This is a genomic window from Niallia sp. M35, assembly GCF_050971705.1.
GTDB lineage: Bacteria > Bacillota > Bacilli > Bacillales > Cytobacillaceae > Niallia > Niallia circulans_A.
In genome coordinates, this window is record NZ_JBPCEP010000003.1 from 31,165 (window position 1) to 51,020 (window position 19,856).

Consider the following 19,856-nt stretch of genomic DNA (forward strand, 5'->3'; position numbering starts at 1 on the left):
TAGCACACGAAGGTACAACTTTAACCTTCGTGTGTTTGTTTGGGATTTAATTGGCTGTGGTACGTGCATATGTAAAAATCATTCTAACTAGTTAGGGGATTATTCTGATCGATTATTTTTTCCGAATTCCTCTGAATGTGTTAACGTAGCTGTTACTACATATCTTTTTGGTGCATGTCCTATAAAGGAGAAAGGATAACAGGTAGTTAGTGTTAGGACAGGTCTTGATTTAGGAGTAAGAATGGTTCGGTCATTAGGCGAGACAATAGAGAATTTCGTAATTTTATATTCATATTCTTTTTCCATTGTTTGAATTATAAGAGAATCATTCTTTTTTAAATCTCTCAAGAATCGGAAAAAGGTGTCACGATGTCCTGACAATACAACATTGTTGTTTTCGCCAGGTAAAGCACTTTTGGGATAATGACCTGCTCCCTTAGTTAAGATCCCCGTACTTATCCCCTCATAAATAGGAATCGTTTTCTCTGATTTCGGCACGAGGATGACTCCCATTTTTTCTCCTTCTTTTAAAAATACTGATGGAGAGAAAACTACTTGACTATCTTTAGGAAGGAATGGTTGTTTTGTAATAGTTTCCACTTTCATATAACAAGACAAAGTATAGAAAATCATTCCTAATCCTATCAAAATAGAGAGTATCCCCATTTTCTTTCTAATTTTCATAGGGAACTTTCCTGAAGGTTACAAACAACCCTAGTAATACTAGCATATACCCTATGCAAAGCATAATGGGAAGAGAAGATGCCGTATTAGGAAGCTGAGCAGCATATAAATTAGCTAAACCTTCTGTCACTTCCGTCAATTCAACTACTTTGTCGATAGCATCTACAGAAGATACCATATCAGATGTCACAATTGCATCTCCAATTAAAAATTGATCATGATCGTATAATTCAATCGCAACTGTCGTATCCATCTGTTTATGTTTTAGATCATTCAAGGAAAGTTCGTTTCTTTTTCCATTATCATCGATACTAATGATGACTGGCTTTAAAGCAGTTGCTGTAAAAAAATCTTTCCAGAAATCAGTTAATGCATGGTTTCCTTCCTTGCTTATTCCGCCTTCTTGATCCATAGCTTGAAATATTGATAATTTTACTTTCCAATCCTCCACTTTTGCAGCTAAGAAAGCAGGGTCCAATTTATTCAGATGGCCATAAAATTGTTGCTTCTCCGTATCATCAAAACCAATATTCTCAAGAAATTTTTCTAATTGCAGCATCTTATCTTCATGGTTTTTATAAAAATCAATCGCTACTTCTAAATCTTCTAAAAACCAGAAATCATCTATACTTTCATGAAATCCAGCCAATAAAATATCTAATTCTTCCTGTGTCATCGAATTTTGTACAAGCAATTTATCGAGATTAGCTGGTGTGATTGGAGTTCCAAGTTGTTTTTTCAAAACACGAATATTATCAAAATCACTTATTTTTAATCCTTTAAAGGATAAATACTCTTCTAAGTCTTCTGTGGTCCATCCTAAGTTATTGGCTAAGCTCTCAATCTCTTTCTCACTTGGAGAGGCGGCAACTGAAGAGGCTTGAAGAGATAAACCCCAAAAAAGAAGAAAAGAAAAAAGAACTTTTTTCATTAGACAAACCCTCCATCATCTTTGTATTGGTAGTGTTTGTTAATTCATGAAAATAATACGTGAATATTATAAGAGATTTTGGAAATAGGGACGATTTTTTTAGGCTGTGAAAGATTATTGGCGAAAGTCGAGAGGATTTCTAGACTAAAGCGGAAAATATCAGCCAAAATGGGGAGGAAATCAGCCAAAGGAGAGAAAGAATCAGCCAAAGTGGGGAGGAAATCAGCAAAAGCAGAGAAAGAATCAGCCAAAATGGGGAGGGAATCAGCCAAAGCAGAGAAAGAATCAGCCAAAGTGGGGAGGAAATCAGCCAAAGGAGAGAAAGAATCAGCCAAAGTGGGGAGGAAATCAGCCAAAGGAGAGAAAGAATCAGCCAAAGTGGGGAGGAAATCAGCCAAAGGAGAGAAAGAATCAGCCAAAGTGGGGAGGGAATCAGCCAAAGGAGAGAAAGAATCAGCCAAAATGGGGAGGGAATCAGCCAAAGGAGAGAAAGAATCAGCCAAAATGGGGAGGGAATCAGCCAAAGGAGAGAAAGAATCAGCCAAAATGGGGAGGAAATCAGCCAAAGGAGAGAAAGAATCAGCCAAAGCACAAAAATATCAGCCAAAGCATAACAAATACAAAACCCGTAAAGCGGGTTTTGTATATAAAAAATTATTTAAACTAGAGTAAACATAAAATCGATTAATTATTCAAATCTAATTCATAATGAAAAAATTGCGTATCCTTTTTATAGCCATTCTTCTCATATAATCTTTGGGCAGTTAAATTATCTACAGCTGTACTAAGACTTAGACTATTGGCTCCGTTATTCTTTGCGTATTCTTTTGCTTGTTGTAATAACATTTTTCCGATACCTTTTTTCCTTGCTCTTTTTTGAACATATAAATCATTTAATATCCATATTTTTTTCATCGATAAAGAGGAATAGGTAGGATAAAGTTGAGTAAAGCCTATGTAATCATCACCGTCTTGAACAACGAAGATTACAGATTCGCTGTTTTCGATTCGTTCTTTTATATAACTTGCTGCACTCACGATATCATCTTCTCGTTTATAAAACATGCGATATTCATTAAATAAGCGAGCTACTCCTTCGATGTCTTTCTTTGTTGCTTGCGATATGTTCATTTTACGCTTACCTCCACCAAAAATAATTTGTCACACATTAAAATCATTTCCTTCTATTTCTTGTCCCTTTATTTTAAAATGAAATGAGTATATTACATAGGTACAGTTAGGAGATATTTTAAGGGTACAAAACCGAGAGAAAAAGGAGAGGGAGAGCATGAATATGGCTATTCATTTGCATAAAGACAGCACGGAGCCAGTATATATGCAATTATATAATTATTTTAAAGCAGAGATTTTAACAGGGAAGATAGAAGCGGGCACAAAACTACCATCCATTCGATATTTAGCAAATTATATGCAGATTAGTAAAAATACTGTTATTGATGCATACCAGCAATTATGGATGGAAGGGTATGTAGAAAGTAAAGAAAAAAGTGGGTATACGGTTGTTTCCTTACCTAGTTATGAGTATAAAGATGGACAAAATCAATCAGAGCATAAAAATAATGAGAAGCAAATGGAGCCGTATTCCGTTAATTTTCATTATGGAGATATTGATCAAACTAATTTTCCAACAAATGCTTGGAAAAAGACCCTTAAAGAAATAATGGAGGACAAGCAAAATAGGTGGATGAATTATGGAGATAAGCAGGGAGAATTAAAATTAAGAGAAGAAGTGGCTGGATACTTATATAGGTCTCGTGGAATTCAGACGACAGCCGATCAGCTTGTTATTACAGCGGGGACAGAGCAGCTAATCCGAGTTGTATTATCACTTTTAAATGATTGCCCATTACATATAGGGATGGAGGAGCCAGGTTATAATGACGTGCGCAATGTATTCAAGGAAAAAGGGCTTGCCATATCTTCTATTCCAGTATTAGAAACAGAAGGACATGACTTATCTTCCTTATTAAATAGTTCTTGTAATTTGGTCTATATTACCCCTTCCCATCAGTTTCCTACAGGAAAGATTATGCCTATTTCAAAGCGGATTGAGCTATTAGAGTGGGCAGAAAGGGAGAACGGTTATATAGTAGAAGATGATTATGACAGCGAATTTCGTTTTCAAGGTTCGCCAATCCCAAGTATGAAAGCAATTGACCAGCATGATCGAGTTATATATATGGGGACTTTTTCTAAATCATTCTTACCAACATTAAGAATAAGCTATATGGTATTACCTAATGTTTTACTGGAAAAATGGAAAATGAAAAGGTATAACGAGACTCAATCGAGCTCCCCGCTATTACAGCTAGCTTTAGGGAGATTTATCCAAAAAGGGGGATTTGAACGGCATATTAAGCGTATGCGAAAAGTATATGAAAGAAAATATACTTTTTTGATCCAATGTATCAAGCAGTATATGGGAGATAAGGTAGAAATAATTGGTGAAAAAGCAGGTTTACATTTGCTTATTCGTATAGCTTTTAAAAATGAAGCCATTCTGTTATCAGAAGCAGAAAAAATAGGGATTAAGGTTTATTCTACAAAACCATATTTTGCTGAGGAAAGAGAGTGTTATCCTCTGTTATTAGGGTTTGGAGGATTAGAAGAAAAGGAAATAGAAGAAGGAATTATAAGCCTAGCAGACGCATGGTTTATGTAGAGGAGGAATATTTTTGGTATCTTTTGGCACATTTATAATCGGAGTAGCTGTAGCAATTATTACTTTTTTTGTACTCGACAATTTTACACCTCCTCTATTTCTAAATATTTTTATATGTTATGTACTTGTATTTGTTACGATGTTAATGACAACCTGGTATCGTATTCATACAACTAGAAATATTGAGAAATTGGAAAAACTTTTTAGAAAGAATAAAAAGCATCCCTATTATAGCTTTGTTCATGCTTTAAGTTTGAAAGAGGATAAAAGGGTAATTATAAGCTACCGGAAACTAATGAAACGAAAAAAATATCAAGCTCATTATCCGTTATTTACGATTTTATTTTCTCTTTATTTTGGAAAAACTCTTGGCCTTAGAGAAGAAGCTGAGAAAATAAAACATTCGGAAATGAAGTCCTATTATTTAGCTTTAATAAATATAGAAGAGCGGCAATTTCATGCTGCCTGGCAATGGATAGAAAGGGTAAATAAGAAATGGATGAAAGAAGCACTATTAGCGGAAATTGCATTAAAAAAAGAAGAAAAGGATGTAGCGAAAAAGCATGCTAAAAGTGCTTTAAAGCATACGAAAGGAATCCAATATTATATCTTAAAAAAGACATATGAAAGAGAATTCGCCTTATAAAAATTGAATGTCAATAATAGATGTTAGTTTCTTGTTTTGCTGTTGTTCCTTCTGAATAAAAATTTCAAGAATTTCATTTGCGAATACAGCATGAATGGGATTTTGATCAATTGAAACTGGAAATTCAATTGATCTTTGTTTTTCTTCAAAAAGATTAGAATCATGAATCATTGCCTTAATAGTAAGCACATTTTTATTTACAGAAAGATAGATGCTGCTCTTCTGGCAATTCGTTAATAATGCTTCCACAATAAATTCTTTATCCGTTTCGTACACATCAATTCGAAACTCAGTTTCATCTAATACCGAAGTCAACGGATCAAGAAAATGGTTTTTCAGCCATTCATCCATTAAACTTAACCAGTTATCATCATTCATATATAATCCTCCTTAGTATATTTAACATATTCTGATAAGGAGGAAAGCGTGATGAAAAATGTAAAAAGGTTGTCTAAAGGCATTACACCTTATTAAGACAACCCTTTTTTTACTCATCATTTTCCACATAAGGCTCATGCTCGTATGCAGGCAAGTCACCGAACGTTGTCATAATGCCTTCTTCATCCAAGCTTTCTTCATAGCGTTTATGCTGTTCATTTGGATAAACCGTTATATTTTTCCCTTCTATATCCACACCGACAAAGTTTTCGTAATCTTCCACATAGCCAATGTTCTCATCACTTTCTGTGTAGACGTCATTATAATGGTCATAAACAGGATGAGCAAAATCAGATGGCGTTTCCGATGTTCCCCAGCTAGATACTTCCTGCCAAGAATCCTCTGCATCATATACGACAGATTCATCTTTATTATCCATATCGAATTTTCCGAAAGGAGGCATTAATATTTCTTCTTCCACAGGTCGCTTCTCAGAAATTTTCTGATCAGGAGAATGCTCCTTACAATAAAGTGTTGTAGGGATAACTTCCAATCTTTCTATCGGTATATCTTGAGAGCATTCCGCACATTTTCCGTATGTTCCTTCATCTATTGCCTTTAAAGCATTTAACACACCCATATATTCATGATGGTAATGTTCAGCAAGGGCAATATCCTTTTCGCGTTCATAAAGCTCCGTTCCTTCATCTCCTGGATGATTATCATAACTGGATAGCTCTCCAAGAGACTCATGGTAATGTCCATCTTTCAAATCTAAGTTATCATTATGTTCAAATCTCACTTCTAAATCACGTTTTTGTTCCGTTAATACTTTTTGAAAATGGGACATTTGTTGTTTATTTAGCATAATAACCTAATCCTTTCAAGAAGTCGTTTGCTTTATTAGTATGAGCAAAAGAAACGATAACATTAAAGGAAATATGTACATAATTCAATTTCTACGAAAATAAAGATGTTTTTTATTCCAAAAAAAATCGTTAAATATTGCTAGCGAATTGAGAAAAAAAGTAGGGGAAAATAGCATAGTATTTCTTATTTGAATAGGAGGTAATTGATCATGGAAAGGAAAAGCTTTGCTCCACACGAATCATTAGATTTACATGAAGTAATAAATTTTAAAACACTCTGTGTAGCAAAATCCAAGTTAATGCAAGGGCTTGTGTTTGATGAAGATTTAAAAAAATTAATGCAAAAAGATGTAGAACAGTCTATTCAAGCACTTAGCGAGTTACAAGAAGCATATAAGGATGTGCCATTCGCAGCAGAAATTCCTCAAATGCGTCCAACGCCAATTATAGGTGGAGAGGAGGGTGTTATCCATTGAATAATGACTACTTAGATCCCATTAATGCGTTAAATATGCCAGAGCTTGCTGATATGACATTTGCGGTTGATTTTCTTATTCGCGCAAAAGAAGGGGTGAGAAATATAGCAACAGCGTTAACTGAAACAGCTTCACCAGACTTAAGAGTACTTTTACGAAAACAGCTTAACCAAGCAATCCAGATGCACCAAGAAATAACAGATTTAATGGTAGAAAAAAAATGGTTCCATCCCCATGATCTGAGTGAACAATATAAGTTAGATCAACTTTCGGCAAAGAATACTATTATGATTGGAAATATGCATTTGTTTACTGGTGAAACGAATCGAAAAGGAATGTTTGATCGGACGCCTGATCAGCATTAAATAAGGAGGTTAGATAGAATGAAAGCAGTAACGTACCAAGGGATTAAAAATGTAGAAGTAAAAGAAGTAGAAGATCCGAAGATTTTAAAACCTGATGATATGATCATTAAAGTGACAAGTACTGCAATATGCGGATCTGATTTACATTTAATTCATGGAATGATGCCAAACTTACAAGAAAATTATGTGATTGGTCATGAACCGATGGGAATAGTTGAAGAGGTAGGAACAGAAGTTACAAAAGTTAAAAAGGGTGACCGGGTTATTATTCCTTTCAATATTGCCTGTGGGGAATGCCAGTACTGCAAAAGTAATTTAGAAAGTCAATGTGACAATTCCAATGATAATGGAGATGTTGGTGCTTATTTTGGCTATTCAGGCAATGCTGGTGGTTATCCAGGCGGACAAGCAGAGTATTTAAGGGTTCCTTTCGCAAATTTCACTCACTTTAAGATTCCAGAAACTTGTGAAGAACCGGATGAAAAATTGACGGTTATTTCCGATGCAATGACAACTGGATATTGGAGTGTAGATAATGCAGGTGTGAAAGATGGAGATACAGTCATAGTGTTTGGGTGTGGACCAGTTGGATTATTTGCGCAAAAATTCGCATGGCTGAAAGGGGCAAAACGGGTCATTGCTGTCGATTATGTTGATTATCGTCTACAGCATGCGAAACGTACAAATAAGGTGGAAATTATTAATTTTGAACAGGTAGAAAATGTGGGTGCTTACTTAAAAGAACTCACAAAAGGCGGTGCCGATGTGGTGATTGATGCTGTTGGCATGGATGGAAAAATGAGCGATATGGAATTCCTAGCGAGCGGCATGAAGCTGCAAGGCGGTACAATGAGCGCTCTTGTGATGGCTGCCCAAGCGGTTCGGAAATGTGGAACCATCCAAATTACTGGCGTTTATGGCGGCAGATATAATGCTTTTCCATTAGGAGATATCATGCAGCGCAATGTCAATATTCGTACTGGACAAGCACCTGTTATTCATTATATGCCATATATGTTTGAATTAGTTTCTACTGGAAAAATTGATCCAAGTGATGTCGTAAGTCATGTATTACCATTGAGTGAAGCAAAACGAGGCTATGAAATTTTTGATACGAAAATGGATAATTGTATAAAAGTTGTCTTAAAACCATAAGAAAGGCAGGATTATGTAATGGATTATGTACTACATGAAGTATTAGAAGTTCAAGAACTAGCTACATTCAAAACGATTTGCATAACAAAAGCTAAAACGATGCGCGCACTTGTTTCCGATCCACAATTAAAAGAATTAATGCTGCAAGATGTGGATATATCAACAAGGCAGCTACAGGAATTTTCATCTATTTTATCGAAAGCGCAAGAAATGCCAGGAATTGGGGGAGAGAACGGATGAATTCCATTATTGAATATTTTACAGGTATGGATGCATTAACAGATCAAATGATTGCAACAGATCTATTAATTTCTGCCAAGAGCGGAATTAGAAATTATTCTATGGCCATCACAGAAACGGGACATCCGGAGATAAAAGAAATCCTTGTCCGCCATTTAAATGAAGCACTTGACTTACATGAACAACTATCCAGTTATATGGCTGAAAAAGGGTGGTACCATGCATGGGATCCAAAGGAACAAGTGAACTTTAATTTGCAAAACATTCATACTGCTTTAAACTTACCGATACTTTAAGATAAAGAAGGAACTCGTTTGTTTGAACAGTTCCTTTTTTACTTTTGGTAAAAGTTATAAATGTAAAACAAAATAATTAGGGAGGATAGTTATAATATTTACTTGTAATGTAGAATAAAAGCTGATTAGTAAAGTAACTTTTTGAAAAGTGAGAATAATTATTGAAACCCCTTACAATTAATGTTAATATGCCTATATACCAGCTGAGATTATTTGTCAGATAGAAAACTTTATTACATAAACAATTCGCTGAAGGAAGAACTGTAAGATTCAACATGCTGAAAGTTTGAACATAGCGAATCAGTCAAATGTTACTTACACAGGGAGCTGCTTTATTGGTTGTAAGGAATGGAGGAGCATAAAAAGCAGAAGCTTATATTCCTAAAGATAATTTGTCAGCAATTTAGGAAGAAAGAAAATTTATTTGATAGCATCTTTTATGAATAGACTGTGGCACAGGGATAGGAATGAATGCGAAAGGAATATCAGTAAACGGAAAAATCAAAGAATGCTGGGAGGAGAGGATTACTATGTCGAAAATTACATTTCTTGGTGCAGGAAGTACCGTATTTGCTAAAAATGTCCTTGGAGATTGTATGTTCGTTGATGCCTTAGAAGGATATGAGTTTGCGTTATATGATATTGATAAACAGCGTTTGCAGGATTCGGAACAAATGCTTACTAATTTGCAGGAAAGTCTAGGAAAAAACATTATAGTAAAAGCGTATACGGATCGAAAAGAGTCTTTGAGAGGAGCTAAATATGTAATCAATGCGATTCAGGTAGGCGGCTATAAACCAAGTACAGTAATTGATTTTGAAATCCCCAAAAAATATGGCTTACGACAAACGATTGCCGATACAGTCGGTATTGGGGGAATATTTAGAAATTTACGAACTATTCCCGTTATGCTCGATTTTGCAAAAGACATGGAAGAAGTTTGTCCAGATGCCTTATTCTTAAATTACACAAACCCTATGGCTGTGCTAACCGGAGTTATGAATCGTTTCACGCCGATTAAAACAATTGGACTGTGTCATAGTGTGCAAATTTGTACAAAAGAATTATTTGAAGCAGTAGGGATGGACCGAACAGGAGTGAAAGAGAAAATTGCCGGTATAAATCATATGGCATGGCTTCTTGAAGTAAGCAAGGATGGAGTTGATTTATATCCAGAAATTAAGCGGAGAGCTCGTGAATTGCAAAATACAAAGCATGGCGATATGGTTCGATTTGAATTGATGGATAAGTTTGGTTATTATGTAACAGAGTCATCTGAACATAATGCGGAATATCATCCGTATTTTATTAAATCACGTTATCCTGAGTTAATTGACCGTTTCAATATTCCATTAGATGAATATCCTCGTCGCTGTGAAAAGCAAATTAATGATTGGGTTGCAATGAGAGAGGATCTAGTTAACAATAAAGCCTTGGAACATGTTCGTTCCCGTGAATATGGATCACGCATTATCGAAGCGATTGAAACAGATATCCCCTTTAAATTTGGTGGCAATGTGCTTAATACAGGAAGATTGATCAGCAATCTGCCGGAAAAAGCATGTGTAGAGGTTCCTTGTATTGCGGATCGAAGCGGGATTACTCCAACCTATGTAGGAGATCTCCCTGAACAGCTTGCAGCTTTAAACCGGACAAATATTAACACACAATTGCTGACAATTGAAGCAGCAATGACATTGAAAAAGGAATATATTTACCAGGCGGCAATGCTTGATCCACATACAGCTTCTGAGTTATCGATGGACGATATCATCTCCTTATGTGACGAGTTAATAGAAGCACATGGTGACTGGCTGCCGAATTTTACAACGGAAACTAGTGTTGGGTTAGCTAAATAGTACTCTCAAATATATATATAGTGATCGTTTCCTCAAGGATTCGGTCTCTTTTTTCTTAAGATGCTCATTCATCATACATAAAAGGATTGTAAATTTGTATTTGTATTCTTATTATTAGTATAAAAACTATTTCATGGATTAATTACTGAAAAACAGTCAATTTAAAATGATGGAGAGGAAGGATGTGCATTTTTATCCTTATTGAATGTTGTTGGTTAGGCTATTTAATTAAAAAGACCAAATGAGTGGCCGCATATTGACCACACATTTGACCACACATATGCATTAATTGGGGTAAATACTTGAAAAACCTTTTAATATAAGCTCCTTTGTTAACTAGAATGTTGTAGAGTGAATTAGTGTACTTTTCTTACATATCGTGATGATTATTATGTTTTTGTCTAGAATGGTTACGGTTCTTCACCTTTTTGCTCCCGCTAAGTGGCTCTGGCTGACCAGATTGATTTCCTTTAGGAGCATTTCTGTGCATATCTTTGCTATCATTTTTGTTCACTTTTTTCTCTCCTTTCTATTATCATGAAGAGGTAATGCAACACTATCCTTTATAGAATGGTTTTTTATACACTGATTTATACCGCATATTTTCACGATTCTCTGCACAACTTATTGGTAAGCACCATGAATATAACTAGCAGGAGGATAAGAATATGCCTTATCATAGTAATAAACAAGAAGCTTTTCAAGATGCTCAACGGAATTTATTTGAAACACAAAATCTTTATCAAGATATCGTAAAAGATTCTGCAAACTATGGACATCAACTAAAGCATTTAAAACAAGAAATTAATGAGACCTATCAACAAATTGAGAATGCTCTGGAAGTAGCATCCGAGCATCAAAGACAGCAATTAGAAAGCTTTCAAAGAGACTTAAAAAGCATTGTGGATGAAGTAAATGAAATTTAAAGAAGTAGACCATCAGAAAGTTTGCAGCTTTTTCGATGGTCTACTTTTTGCTTTGAAAAGAAATGCCATAAGATAAACTTATCGTATTTGATAACTTTCTTATTATTTACTTATCACATACCTTGTATTAAAATTATAAATGGTAAATAGATAATAGAGATCAAATTGTTCGACTATTTTTCTATTGTTGGTATATGATTACAATGAGGGGGTAATACATATGGCAAAAGATTTTTATAATGCCCGCCAAACGTTTGAAGTGGGTGGGAAGCGTTATCACTACTATCAATTAGCAGCCTTAGAAAAAGCAGGAATCGGTAAAGTATCGAAATTACCGTATTCTATCAAGGTATTACTAGAATCAGTTTTACGACAAATGGATGATTTTGTTATTAAACAAGAGCATGTAGAAAATCTCGCAAAATGGGGGACAGATGAGGTAAAGGAAATTGATGTTCCTTTCAAACCTTCGAGGGTAATCCTCCAGGATTTCACAGGTGTTCCAGCAGTGGTTGACCTTGCATCTTTACGTAAAGCAATGGCTGACCTAGGGGGAGATCCTAGCAAAATTAATCCGGAGAAACCAGTTGATTTAGTTATCGACCATAGTGTTCAGGTTGATAAATATGGAACACCGGATGCATTAAAAGCAAATATGGAATTAGAATTTGAAAGAAATGCAGAAAGATATCAATTTTTAAGCTGGGCGCAAAAGGCATTTGATAACTATCGTGCTGTACCACCAGCAACTGGTATCGTTCACCAAGTGAATTTAGAATATTTAGCAAATGTAGTACATGTAAATGAAACAGCTGAAGGCGAGTATGAAACATTCCCTGATACGTTAGTAGGTACTGATTCTCATACAACGATGATTAATGGTATTGGTGTTCTTGGCTGGGGTGTTGGTGGTATCGAAGCGGAAGCAGGTATGTTAGGACAACCTTCTTATTTTCCAGTTCCGGAAGTTGTAGGGGTAAAACTTGTTGGCGAAATGCCAAATGGCTCTACTGCAACAGACTTAGCCTTAAAGGTAACGCAAGTACTTCGTGCAAAAGGAGTAGTTGGAAAGTTTGTTGAATTCTACGGACCTGGTGTGCCGCAATTACCACTTGCTGATCGGGCAACTATTGCGAATATGGCACCAGAATATGGAGCAACATGCGGTTTCTTCCCAGTTGATAAAGAATCTTTAGCTTATATGAGACTAACTGGTCGTTCTGAAGAGCAAATCAATGTGGTTGAAGCTTACTGTAAGGAAAACGGTTTATTCTTCGATCCAAACTTAGAACCGGTTTATACGGATATTGTAGAAATTGACTTAGCAGAAATTGAGCCAAATCTTTCTGGTCCAAAGCGTCCTCAAGATTTAATTCCACTTTCTAAATTGAAAGAGGTATTCAATGAGTCTGTAACAGCTCCAGAAGGAAACCAAGGGTTTGGCTTAAAAGCAGACGAATTTGATAAAGAAGTAGTAGTGAACTTTGCAAATGGGGATTCTACTACAATGAAGACAGGTTCTGTTGCTATCGCCGCAATTACAAGCTGTACAAATACATCGAATCCATATGTATTAGTTGGTGCAGGCTTAGTTGCGAAAAAAGCAGTCGAAAAAGGAATGGAAGTACCTAAATTTGTAAAAACTTCTTTAGCACCAGGTTCAAAGGTTGTTACTGGTTATTTAAGAGATTCTGGTCTTCTTCCTTATTTAGAACAAATTGGATTCAACCTTGTAGGATATGGATGTACTACATGTATCGGTAACTCTGGTCCGCTTCGCGAGGAAATCGAGAAGGCTATCGCGGATTCTGATTTACTTGTAACAAGTGTGCTATCTGGTAATCGTAACTTTGAAGGACGTATCCACCCACTAGTTAAAGCAAACTATTTAGCTTCACCGCCATTAGTAGTTGCATATGCTCTTGCTGGTACTGTTGATATTGACTTGCAAAAAGAACCAATTGGAAAAGATAAGGATGGGAATGATGTATTCTTCAAGGATATTTGGCCATCTACAGAAGAAGTAAATGAAGTAGTACATCGTACAGTTACACCTGAACTATTTAATAAAGAATATGAAAGAGTATTTGATGATAACGAACGCTGGAATGAAATTCAAACTAGCAGTGATTCTTTATATAGCTTTGATGATACGTCTACTTATATTCAAAACCCGCCATTCTTTGAAGGCTTAAAACCTGATCCAGAGCAAGTATTACCATTAAAAGGCTTAAGAGTTGTAGGGAAATTCGGTGATTCTGTAACGACTGACCATATTTCTCCAGCTGGTGCCATTGGTGTAAATACTCCCGCAGGTAAGTACTTAAAAGATAATGGTGTACAGCCACGTGATTTCAACTCATATGGCTCTCGTCGTGGTAACCACGAAGTAATGATGAGAGGGACATTTGCGAATATCCGTATTCGTAACCAAATTGCTCCAGGTACAGAGGGTGGTTTCACTACGCACTGGCCAACTGGGGAAGTTACCTCCATTTATGATGCATGTATGAAGTATAAAGACGAAGGAACTGGCTTAATGGTTATTGCAGGGAAAGATTACGGAATGGGATCATCTCGTGACTGGGCTGCAAAAGGAACAAATCTGTTAGGCATTAAGACGGTTATCGCAGAAAGCTTCGAAAGAATTCATCGTTCTAACTTAGTGTTAATGGGAGTACTTCCACTACAGTTTAAAGAAGGCGAGAATGCGGAAAGCTTAGGATTAACTGGAAAAGAAACATTCAATGTTTATGTAGATGAAACAGTTAAACCACGTGATTTTCTAGAAGTTACAGCTACTACGGAAGATGGTAAGAAAATCACTTTTGAAGCATTAGTACGTTTCGATTCAGAAGTAGAGATTGATTACTATCGCCATGGTGGTATTTTACCAATGGTATTACGTGATAAATTAAAAAATTAATAGATTAAGAGAAAAACTCTCTCTATTTAAAGTTGACTTTATTTTCTAATCTTTGGGTGAAATTCTTTGCTCACAAGTTAGTAAAAAGTCTCTCTATAGAGAGAGTTTTGTCATTCTAACTAAAAGTCTATTTTACTTAATAGAAACTATAACTTAAGGAGAAAGCTATTTTATGAAAATAATTCCTGTACGTTATGATGTGAATAAGCTTCCTTATATAATAAGAAGTGCGGAGGAAAGCGATGCAGAACAGCTTGCTAGTGTTAGGTTACAGATCGATGGAGAAACAACTTTTCTAGATCGCGAACCTGGAGAGGGCTTACTTACTGAAAAAGAATTTAAACACTTAATCCGCTCAGATAGCGAAGCGCCAAATCATTTGTTTTTACTTGCAGAGAGAGAAGATGGGCAAATTATTGGCTTTTCTCGTTGTGAGGGTTCTAGTTTGCGACGTCTTAAGCATAAAGTCGAGTTCGGTATTGCTGTCTTAGAAGAATATTGGGGATATCAAATAGGTACCCATTTATTAGAAGAATCCATAAATTGGGGAGCGGAAAATGATATTACAAAAATGACATTATCGGTTATAGAGTTAAATGAAAAAGCGATTAAACTATATAAACGATTTGGCTTTGAAATAGAAGGAGTCTTAAAAAAAGATAAACGATTAACTAACGGGAAATATTATTCTACCATTTTAATGTCTCGATTTTTCTCCTAATGGTATGGAAAACGATTCATTAGTAATTTAGAATAAACTTTGTTACTATGTATATGTTAGATAATAAAGGAGTGATGAAGATATGGCATTAACTTTTGGAAAATTGGTAGAAGAGGCTAGAAAAAATGTTCCTGGTATTTCTTCTGTTGAGGCAAAAAAGAAAATTGAAGAAAACCCAAATACTTACATAATTGATGTTCAAGATGCTGCAGATGCTGGTGCTTGTGGTTTAATTCCTAGTTCTGTTAACATCTCTTTAGGAATGCTTCCAATTCGCGCAGATTTGGAATTACCTGAAGAATTAAGAGATCCAGAATTAGCGGATCGTAACCGTCCAGTTATTGTTACATGTGGTCTTGGTGGACAAGCGTCACTTGGTGCCTACCTATTAAAGCAAATGGGCTTCACAGATGTAGCCTTCATTGAGGGTGGAACTACCGCGTGGAAAAAAGAGGGTTTTGAAACAGTTTAATTAAGATATGTTATTAAATCTGCCGGTAAACAAATGTTTATCGGCAGTAATAGTCTTTTCCTTATGTTATTAATACCCCAATTGTTTATCTACGACGTTCAAAAGTTCCTTGCCTTCTTTAAAGCGCTCGATATTTTCTAAGAATACATCCATGTAACGCTCAAGAGTATTGGGAGAAAAATATGCATTATGTGGGGAAATAATCAGATTTTCCACTTGCCAAATAGGATGTTGTGGTGGTAATGGTTCTGTTTCAAAGACATCAAGAGCTGCGCCTGCAATTTTCTTTTCTTTTAAGTGATTAATGAGCTCTTCTTCCACAATTGTATTTCCTCTTCCGATATTAATTAAAAAACTAGTTTTTTTCATGCTTTCTAATTTTTCTTTATTAATAAGATGGTACGTTTCTGGCGTTGAAGGTAAAGCTAGGATCAAAAAATCAGTTTCTGCCATCACTGATTCTAGCTGTTCAAGCCCGACAATTTTGTCGGCAGGATCGTCAGTTGCACGTATGGACGGTCTTTTTTTGCAGCCAATCACAAACATATCAAGTGCTTTAGCACGTTTCGCGATTTGCTTGCCAATCTCCCCATAACCAATAATCGCAACGGTTGCCCCTGAAAGATCGGTTATAGGGGTAGATGTCCAACTTCGATTTAGCTGATTCCGAATCATATAAGAAATTCCCCTCGCTAAACCTGTCATCATTGCAATTGTATGCTCTGCTATAGGAACAGAAGTGCATCCCTTTGTATTTGTAATGATGATATCATTCTTTTTCATTTCCTCTGTCAAAAGTGCATCTAAGCCAACACTTAAAGATTGCACCCATTTAAGATAGGGCGCTTGTTCAGTGATGGCTAATGAATCTGTTAATCCCAAAGTCAAGACTATGTTGCAATCACTAATATCTTGCTTTATTGGCGGTTCGGGCTCCCCGAATTGCCATGGATCTACTATATATTCCGCGCCTGAAGATTTTATTTTATCTAAATACTTTTGTGGAATAGTTCTTCTAATATATATTTTAGGAATTGTTTTCCTGTTTATCATTAATTTACTCCCTCAATCATTTGTTTGCTATTTACATACTCATAATAAGTATTTGCGAGTCGTTTAATGGCTTCTTCAATGATATCCTCCTGACAGAAAGTAAAGCATAATCGCATATGATTATATCCTTCGTCTTTTAAGAAGAAATGCTTACCAGCGATATAGGAAACTCCGGCTGATGCTGCAGCATCTATAAATTCACTTGTGTCAATATGGCAAGGAAAGGTAATCCAAAGAAAAAATCCGCCATTTGCTTCATGAAAGGTAACATCATTACCAAAATATTGTTTTATGGCGGAAACCATGGCGTTTTTACGCGATAAATAAAGAGAATTTAAATAGCAAATATGTTCATCCATACCGATTTGATCAAGTAAATTTTTTGTAACCTCTTGAACATAGACGCTTGTTAACCCATCGATTTTTAAAATTCGCATTTTTTTGATAATTTCTGTTAAGCCAATAGCCCAGCCGAGTCGTAAACCTGGGGCGATTATTTTGGAAAAAGTACTTAAGTAAACGACTCGTTCAGGTCCGTACGAATAGATAGCAGGATTATATATTCCGTCAAAAGAAAGCTCGACATAAGCATCATCTTCGATAATAAAGAAATTATACTCATAGGCTAATTCAGCAAGTCGTTTTCTTCTGTCTACTGATAGATTAACCCCACCGGGATTTTGATAATTCGGTATAACATACATTAATTTGGGGAGCGGTAAATTGTTTTTTACTCTTTCGCTTAATTCTTGTTCCACTAAATCGACTCTTAAGCCATTTTCATCAATAGGAAAAGAAGCTAATTTTGTTTCTGCTAATTGAAATGTTTTCAATGCGCCGAAGAATGTAGGGGCTTCTACCCATATTTCATCGCCAGGGTCGGTTAAGGTTCTTGTAACTAAATCTATTGCTTGTGAACTGCCTGCAGTTATAAGTATTTCATTCTCTGTGGCTTTTATCTCACGTAACTTTGATCTTTCTTTAATCCAGTTAATAACAGCGTTTACTCCTGTTCCACCACTATAAGCTAATGCATGTCTTCCTTGTGTTTGCATGGCAGCTTCTGTAGCGGCGGTCATTTTATCAACCGGAAGTGATTCGGCTGCTGGAAAACCAAATGATAAGGGAATCAGATTTTCTTGATTTTGAGCGAAGGCGGAACCGATTACCTCGATGTCAGGAAATCTTCTACTATAGGAAAAAGGTTTTAATAATTGCATGCGTATCACCGTCCAAAAATTATTTAAAAGCTTTATAAAGATAGATTTTAATAAATATAAACTATTTATTTCGTGATGGGAAATATTAAAAATGCCTAAAAATGAGAGAAAACAAGAGATAGATCGATAAAAGCATAGTTAAATAACGAATATTCGGAATTTTGTTATTTTTACAATAAATTTTTGTTATTGCTATCCATATAGGCAAATATCTGTTTCGGTCAATAATCTTACATATGACCATCATTCGACAAAAATTACAAAAACTATCTAACAGGATATAGGTGGAAAAACGGACAATACGGTAAGAAATAAATGTAAACGCTACCTAATAAAATTTTTAAAAAATTAAAAAAAAACATTGTTTTAACAGAATTTTTTTCTTATAATGAAATCAAGTTAGATAATAGAACATGAATTGTGAGGTAAGTTAACATGAGTGAAATTACATTAGAGAAAATTGAAAGTATTGTAAAAGAAAAAAATGTAGAATTATTACATCTACAATTTGTGGATATTGAAGGAATTTTAAAAAATATTACAATTACTGCTCAACAATTAGATGATGCTGTTGAAGGAAAAATCATGATTGACGGTTCATCCATTAAAGGATTTTCTCCTATTAACAAATCAGATTCTTATTTATTACCAGACTTAAACACATTCGCAGTTTTACCTTGGACTGAAACAGAAGGATATTCAGAAGCGCGGTTCCTTTGTTCTGTAACAAATCCTGATGGATCTTTATTTGAAGGTGATACTCGTAATGTTCTCAAGAAAACAGTCGAGCGCGCTGCTGAAAATGGATATAGTATTTCTGTCGGACCAGAGTTAGAATTCTTCCTATTTGCAACCGACGAAAATGGATATCCAACTACAGAATTAGGAGATAGAGGCGGCTATTTTGAACCATCACCAAAGGATTTGGGAGAAAAAGTCCGCGTTGAAATTTTCAAAACATTAAGAGCAATGGGCTTCACTATCGAAGCACTTCACCATGAAGTAGCAGAAGGTCAACATGAGATTAACTTCAAATATGCAGATGCATTAACTGCAGCTGACTTGGCTACAACATATAAATGGGTTGTGAAAACAATCGCTTCTCAATATGGTTTACACGCAACATTTATGCCAAAACCAGTATTCGGAATTAATGGTTCAGGAATGCATGTTAATATGTCATTCTTTAAAGATGGAGAAAATTGCTTCTATGATGCGGACGATGATTTAGAATTATCTGAAACAGCCTATTCGTTTATAGCGGGTGTTTTAGATAATGTTAAGAGTTTCGTAGCTGTTACAAATCCTCTAGTAAACTCTTATAAGCGTTTAGTACCAGGATATGAAGCACCTTGCTACTTAGCATGGTCTGCATCCAATCGTTCTGCTTTAATCCGTATTCCTGCCAAACGCGGAATGGCTACTCGTGTGGAGCTTCGTTGTCCAGACCCATCATCTAATCCATATTTAACATTTGCTGTTATCGCTGCAGCAGGTTTAGATGGAGTGGAAAAAGGCTTAAGAGCACCAGCACCAATTAACGAAGATATCTTCCATATGACAGATGATCGTCGTGAAGAACTTGGAATTGACAGCTTACCTGGTGGTTTAGAAGCTGCTATTGCTGAACTAGAAGCAGGAGAAATTGGTCTTAAAACACTTGGAGAGCATGTATTCACTGAGTATGTTGCTGCGAAGAAAGAAGAGTGGGATAGCTACCGTACAACAATCCATACTTGGGAAATTGAAAACTATCAATATAAATTCTAATTTATAAGTTAATAGATTCCATAAACTGCAAATAACCACCTTTTCGGGTTGTTGATTTGCAGTTTTTCTTTTTATTCAAGCAATAAGCGTAATATTCACTATGCCTCTAGGGGAATTCCTTCTCTTTTTTATGTTCTTTTCTTTAATTTCCGGTAAGTTATGATAAAATAAAGAAGGATGTATGAA

At 35.6% G+C, this 19,856-nt stretch carries 22 protein-coding genes; 14 read left to right on the forward strand and 8 right to left on the reverse strand.

The window, feature by feature from the left end:
* Positions 1–99: 99 nt before the first annotated feature.
* The gene (locus NiCM35_RS04045) at positions 100–684 is read right to left on the reverse strand and encodes a class D sortase (RefSeq protein WP_095328521.1); all 585 of its coding nucleotides are present in this window, start codon (positions 682–684) and stop codon (positions 100–102) included.
* Entirely contained in the window at positions 674–1,615 is a 942-nt protein-coding gene (locus NiCM35_RS04050) for a processed acidic surface protein (protein WP_249878565.1), read from the reverse strand. The genes NiCM35_RS04045 and NiCM35_RS04050 overlap by 11 nt, the downstream gene beginning before the upstream one ends.
* 117 nt (positions 1,616–1,732) lie before the next feature.
* On the opposite strand from NiCM35_RS04050, the gene NiCM35_RS04055 reads away from it, so the two are divergent.
* On the forward strand, positions 1,733–2,287 hold the full coding sequence (locus NiCM35_RS04055; RefSeq protein WP_433778716.1) for a hypothetical protein: 555 nt from the start codon (positions 1,733–1,735) through the stop codon (positions 2,285–2,287).
* A 12-nt stretch (positions 2,288–2,299) separates the two neighbouring features.
* On the opposite strand, the gene NiCM35_RS04060 is transcribed toward NiCM35_RS04055, so the two are convergent.
* Positions 2,300–2,746 carry a GNAT family N-acetyltransferase gene (locus NiCM35_RS04060; protein ID WP_171509612.1) on the reverse strand — a complete coding sequence of 149 codons (447 nt, stop codon included), beginning with the start codon at positions 2,744–2,746 and terminating at the stop codon, positions 2,300–2,302.
* Positions 2,747–2,903: 157 nt separating this feature from the next.
* On the opposite strand from NiCM35_RS04060, the gene pdxR reads away from it, so the two are divergent.
* A complete protein-coding gene (gene pdxR / locus NiCM35_RS04065) occupies positions 2,904–4,298 on the forward strand; it encodes a MocR-like pyridoxine biosynthesis transcription factor PdxR (protein WP_163188579.1) in 1,395 nt (464 codons plus the stop codon).
* A 13-nt stretch (positions 4,299–4,311) separates the two neighbouring features.
* On the forward strand, positions 4,312–4,944 hold the full coding sequence (locus tag NiCM35_RS04070; RefSeq protein ID WP_163188577.1) for a hypothetical protein: 633 nt from the start codon (positions 4,312–4,314) through the stop codon (positions 4,942–4,944).
* Here NiCM35_RS04070 and NiCM35_RS04075 read toward each other — a convergent pair.
* Together NiCM35_RS04075 and NiCM35_RS04080 are read right to left on the reverse strand one after the other, a co-directional pair.
* Positions 4,939–5,322 (reverse strand): Hsp20/alpha crystallin family protein, encoded by a 384-nt coding sequence (locus tag NiCM35_RS04075; RefSeq protein WP_095328525.1) that lies wholly within the window; start codon positions 5,320–5,322, stop codon positions 4,939–4,941. The two genes, NiCM35_RS04070 and NiCM35_RS04075, sit on opposite strands and share 6 nt — an antisense overlap.
* A gap of 109 nt (positions 5,323–5,431) precedes the next feature.
* Entirely contained in the window at positions 5,432–6,190 is a 759-nt protein-coding gene (locus tag NiCM35_RS04080) for a TraR/DksA C4-type zinc finger protein (RefSeq protein ID WP_095328526.1), read from the reverse strand.
* A gap of 210 nt (positions 6,191–6,400) precedes the next feature.
* Here NiCM35_RS04080 and NiCM35_RS04085 point away from each other — a divergent pair, with 210 nt between their 5' ends.
* From NiCM35_RS04085 to NiCM35_RS04110, 6 genes are all read left to right on the forward strand, one after another.
* A complete protein-coding gene (locus tag NiCM35_RS04085) occupies positions 6,401–6,667 on the forward strand; it encodes a spore gernimation protein GerQ (RefSeq protein ID WP_095328527.1) in 267 nt (88 codons plus the stop codon).
* Positions 6,664–7,032, forward strand: a complete 369-nt coding sequence (locus tag NiCM35_RS04090) for a spore coat protein (protein ID WP_163187277.1) — start codon at positions 6,664–6,666, stop codon at positions 7,030–7,032. The genes NiCM35_RS04085 and NiCM35_RS04090 overlap by 4 nt, the downstream gene beginning before the upstream one ends.
* An 18-nt stretch (positions 7,033–7,050) precedes the next feature.
* A complete protein-coding gene (locus tag NiCM35_RS04095) occupies positions 7,051–8,187 on the forward strand; it encodes a zinc-dependent alcohol dehydrogenase (RefSeq protein ID WP_163187275.1) in 1,137 nt (378 codons plus the stop codon).
* Positions 8,188–8,205: 18 nt separating this feature from the next.
* Positions 8,206–8,427 (forward strand): hypothetical protein, encoded by a 222-nt coding sequence (locus NiCM35_RS04100; RefSeq protein ID WP_095328530.1) that lies wholly within the window; start codon positions 8,206–8,208, stop codon positions 8,425–8,427.
* Complete coding sequence (locus NiCM35_RS04105) at positions 8,424–8,723, forward strand: spore coat protein (RefSeq protein WP_095328531.1); 300 nt, start codon at positions 8,424–8,426, stop codon at positions 8,721–8,723. The genes NiCM35_RS04100 and NiCM35_RS04105 overlap by 4 nt, the downstream gene beginning before the upstream one ends.
* A gap of 530 nt (positions 8,724–9,253) precedes the next feature.
* Positions 9,254–10,582, forward strand: a complete 1,329-nt coding sequence (locus NiCM35_RS04110) for an alpha-glucosidase/alpha-galactosidase (protein WP_163187273.1) — start codon at positions 9,254–9,256, stop codon at positions 10,580–10,582.
* A gap of 370 nt (positions 10,583–10,952) precedes the next feature.
* Here the strand turns inward: NiCM35_RS04110 and NiCM35_RS04115 are convergent, their stop codons facing one another.
* Positions 10,953–11,096 (reverse strand): small acid-soluble spore protein P, encoded by a 144-nt coding sequence (locus tag NiCM35_RS04115; protein ID WP_082138385.1) that lies wholly within the window; start codon positions 11,094–11,096, stop codon positions 10,953–10,955.
* A 154-nt stretch (positions 11,097–11,250) separates the two neighbouring features.
* Here NiCM35_RS04115 and NiCM35_RS04120 point away from each other — a divergent pair, with 154 nt between their 5' ends.
* From NiCM35_RS04120 to NiCM35_RS04135, 4 genes are all read left to right on the forward strand, one after another.
* A complete protein-coding gene (locus NiCM35_RS04120) occupies positions 11,251–11,508 on the forward strand; it encodes a hypothetical protein (RefSeq protein ID WP_095328532.1) in 258 nt (85 codons plus the stop codon).
* Between the two features lie 220 nt (positions 11,509–11,728).
* Positions 11,729–14,434, forward strand: coding sequence for an aconitate hydratase AcnA (gene acnA / locus NiCM35_RS04125; protein WP_123257649.1), 2,706 nt, complete (start codon positions 11,729–11,731; stop codon positions 14,432–14,434).
* Positions 14,435–14,606: 172 nt separating this feature from the next.
* A complete protein-coding gene (locus tag NiCM35_RS04130; protein ID WP_095328534.1) occupies positions 14,607–15,155 on the forward strand; it encodes a GNAT family N-acetyltransferase in 549 nt (182 codons plus the stop codon).
* Positions 15,156–15,237: 82 nt separating this feature from the next.
* Positions 15,238–15,627 carry a rhodanese-like domain-containing protein gene (locus NiCM35_RS04135; protein WP_095328535.1) on the forward strand — a complete coding sequence of 130 codons (390 nt, stop codon included), beginning with the start codon at positions 15,238–15,240 and terminating at the stop codon, positions 15,625–15,627.
* Positions 15,628–15,696: 69 nt separating this feature from the next.
* On the opposite strand, the gene NiCM35_RS04140 is transcribed toward NiCM35_RS04135, so the two are convergent.
* Both NiCM35_RS04140 and NiCM35_RS04145 read right to left on the reverse strand, forming a co-directional pair.
* On the reverse strand, positions 15,697–16,680 hold the full coding sequence (locus tag NiCM35_RS04140) for a D-2-hydroxyacid dehydrogenase (protein ID WP_163187271.1): 984 nt from the start codon (positions 16,678–16,680) through the stop codon (positions 15,697–15,699).
* Complete coding sequence (locus NiCM35_RS04145) at positions 16,680–17,900, reverse strand: aminotransferase-like domain-containing protein (RefSeq protein ID WP_163187269.1); 1,221 nt, start codon at positions 17,898–17,900, stop codon at positions 16,680–16,682. Before NiCM35_RS04145 ends, NiCM35_RS04140 begins: the two co-directional genes overlap by 1 nt.
* A 435-nt stretch (positions 17,901–18,335) precedes the next feature.
* On the opposite strand from NiCM35_RS04145, the gene glnA reads away from it, so the two are divergent.
* Positions 18,336–19,670 (forward strand): type I glutamate--ammonia ligase, encoded by a 1,335-nt coding sequence (glnA, locus tag NiCM35_RS04150; RefSeq protein ID WP_095328539.1) that lies wholly within the window; start codon positions 18,336–18,338, stop codon positions 19,668–19,670.
* Positions 19,671–19,856 lie beyond the last annotated feature (186 nt).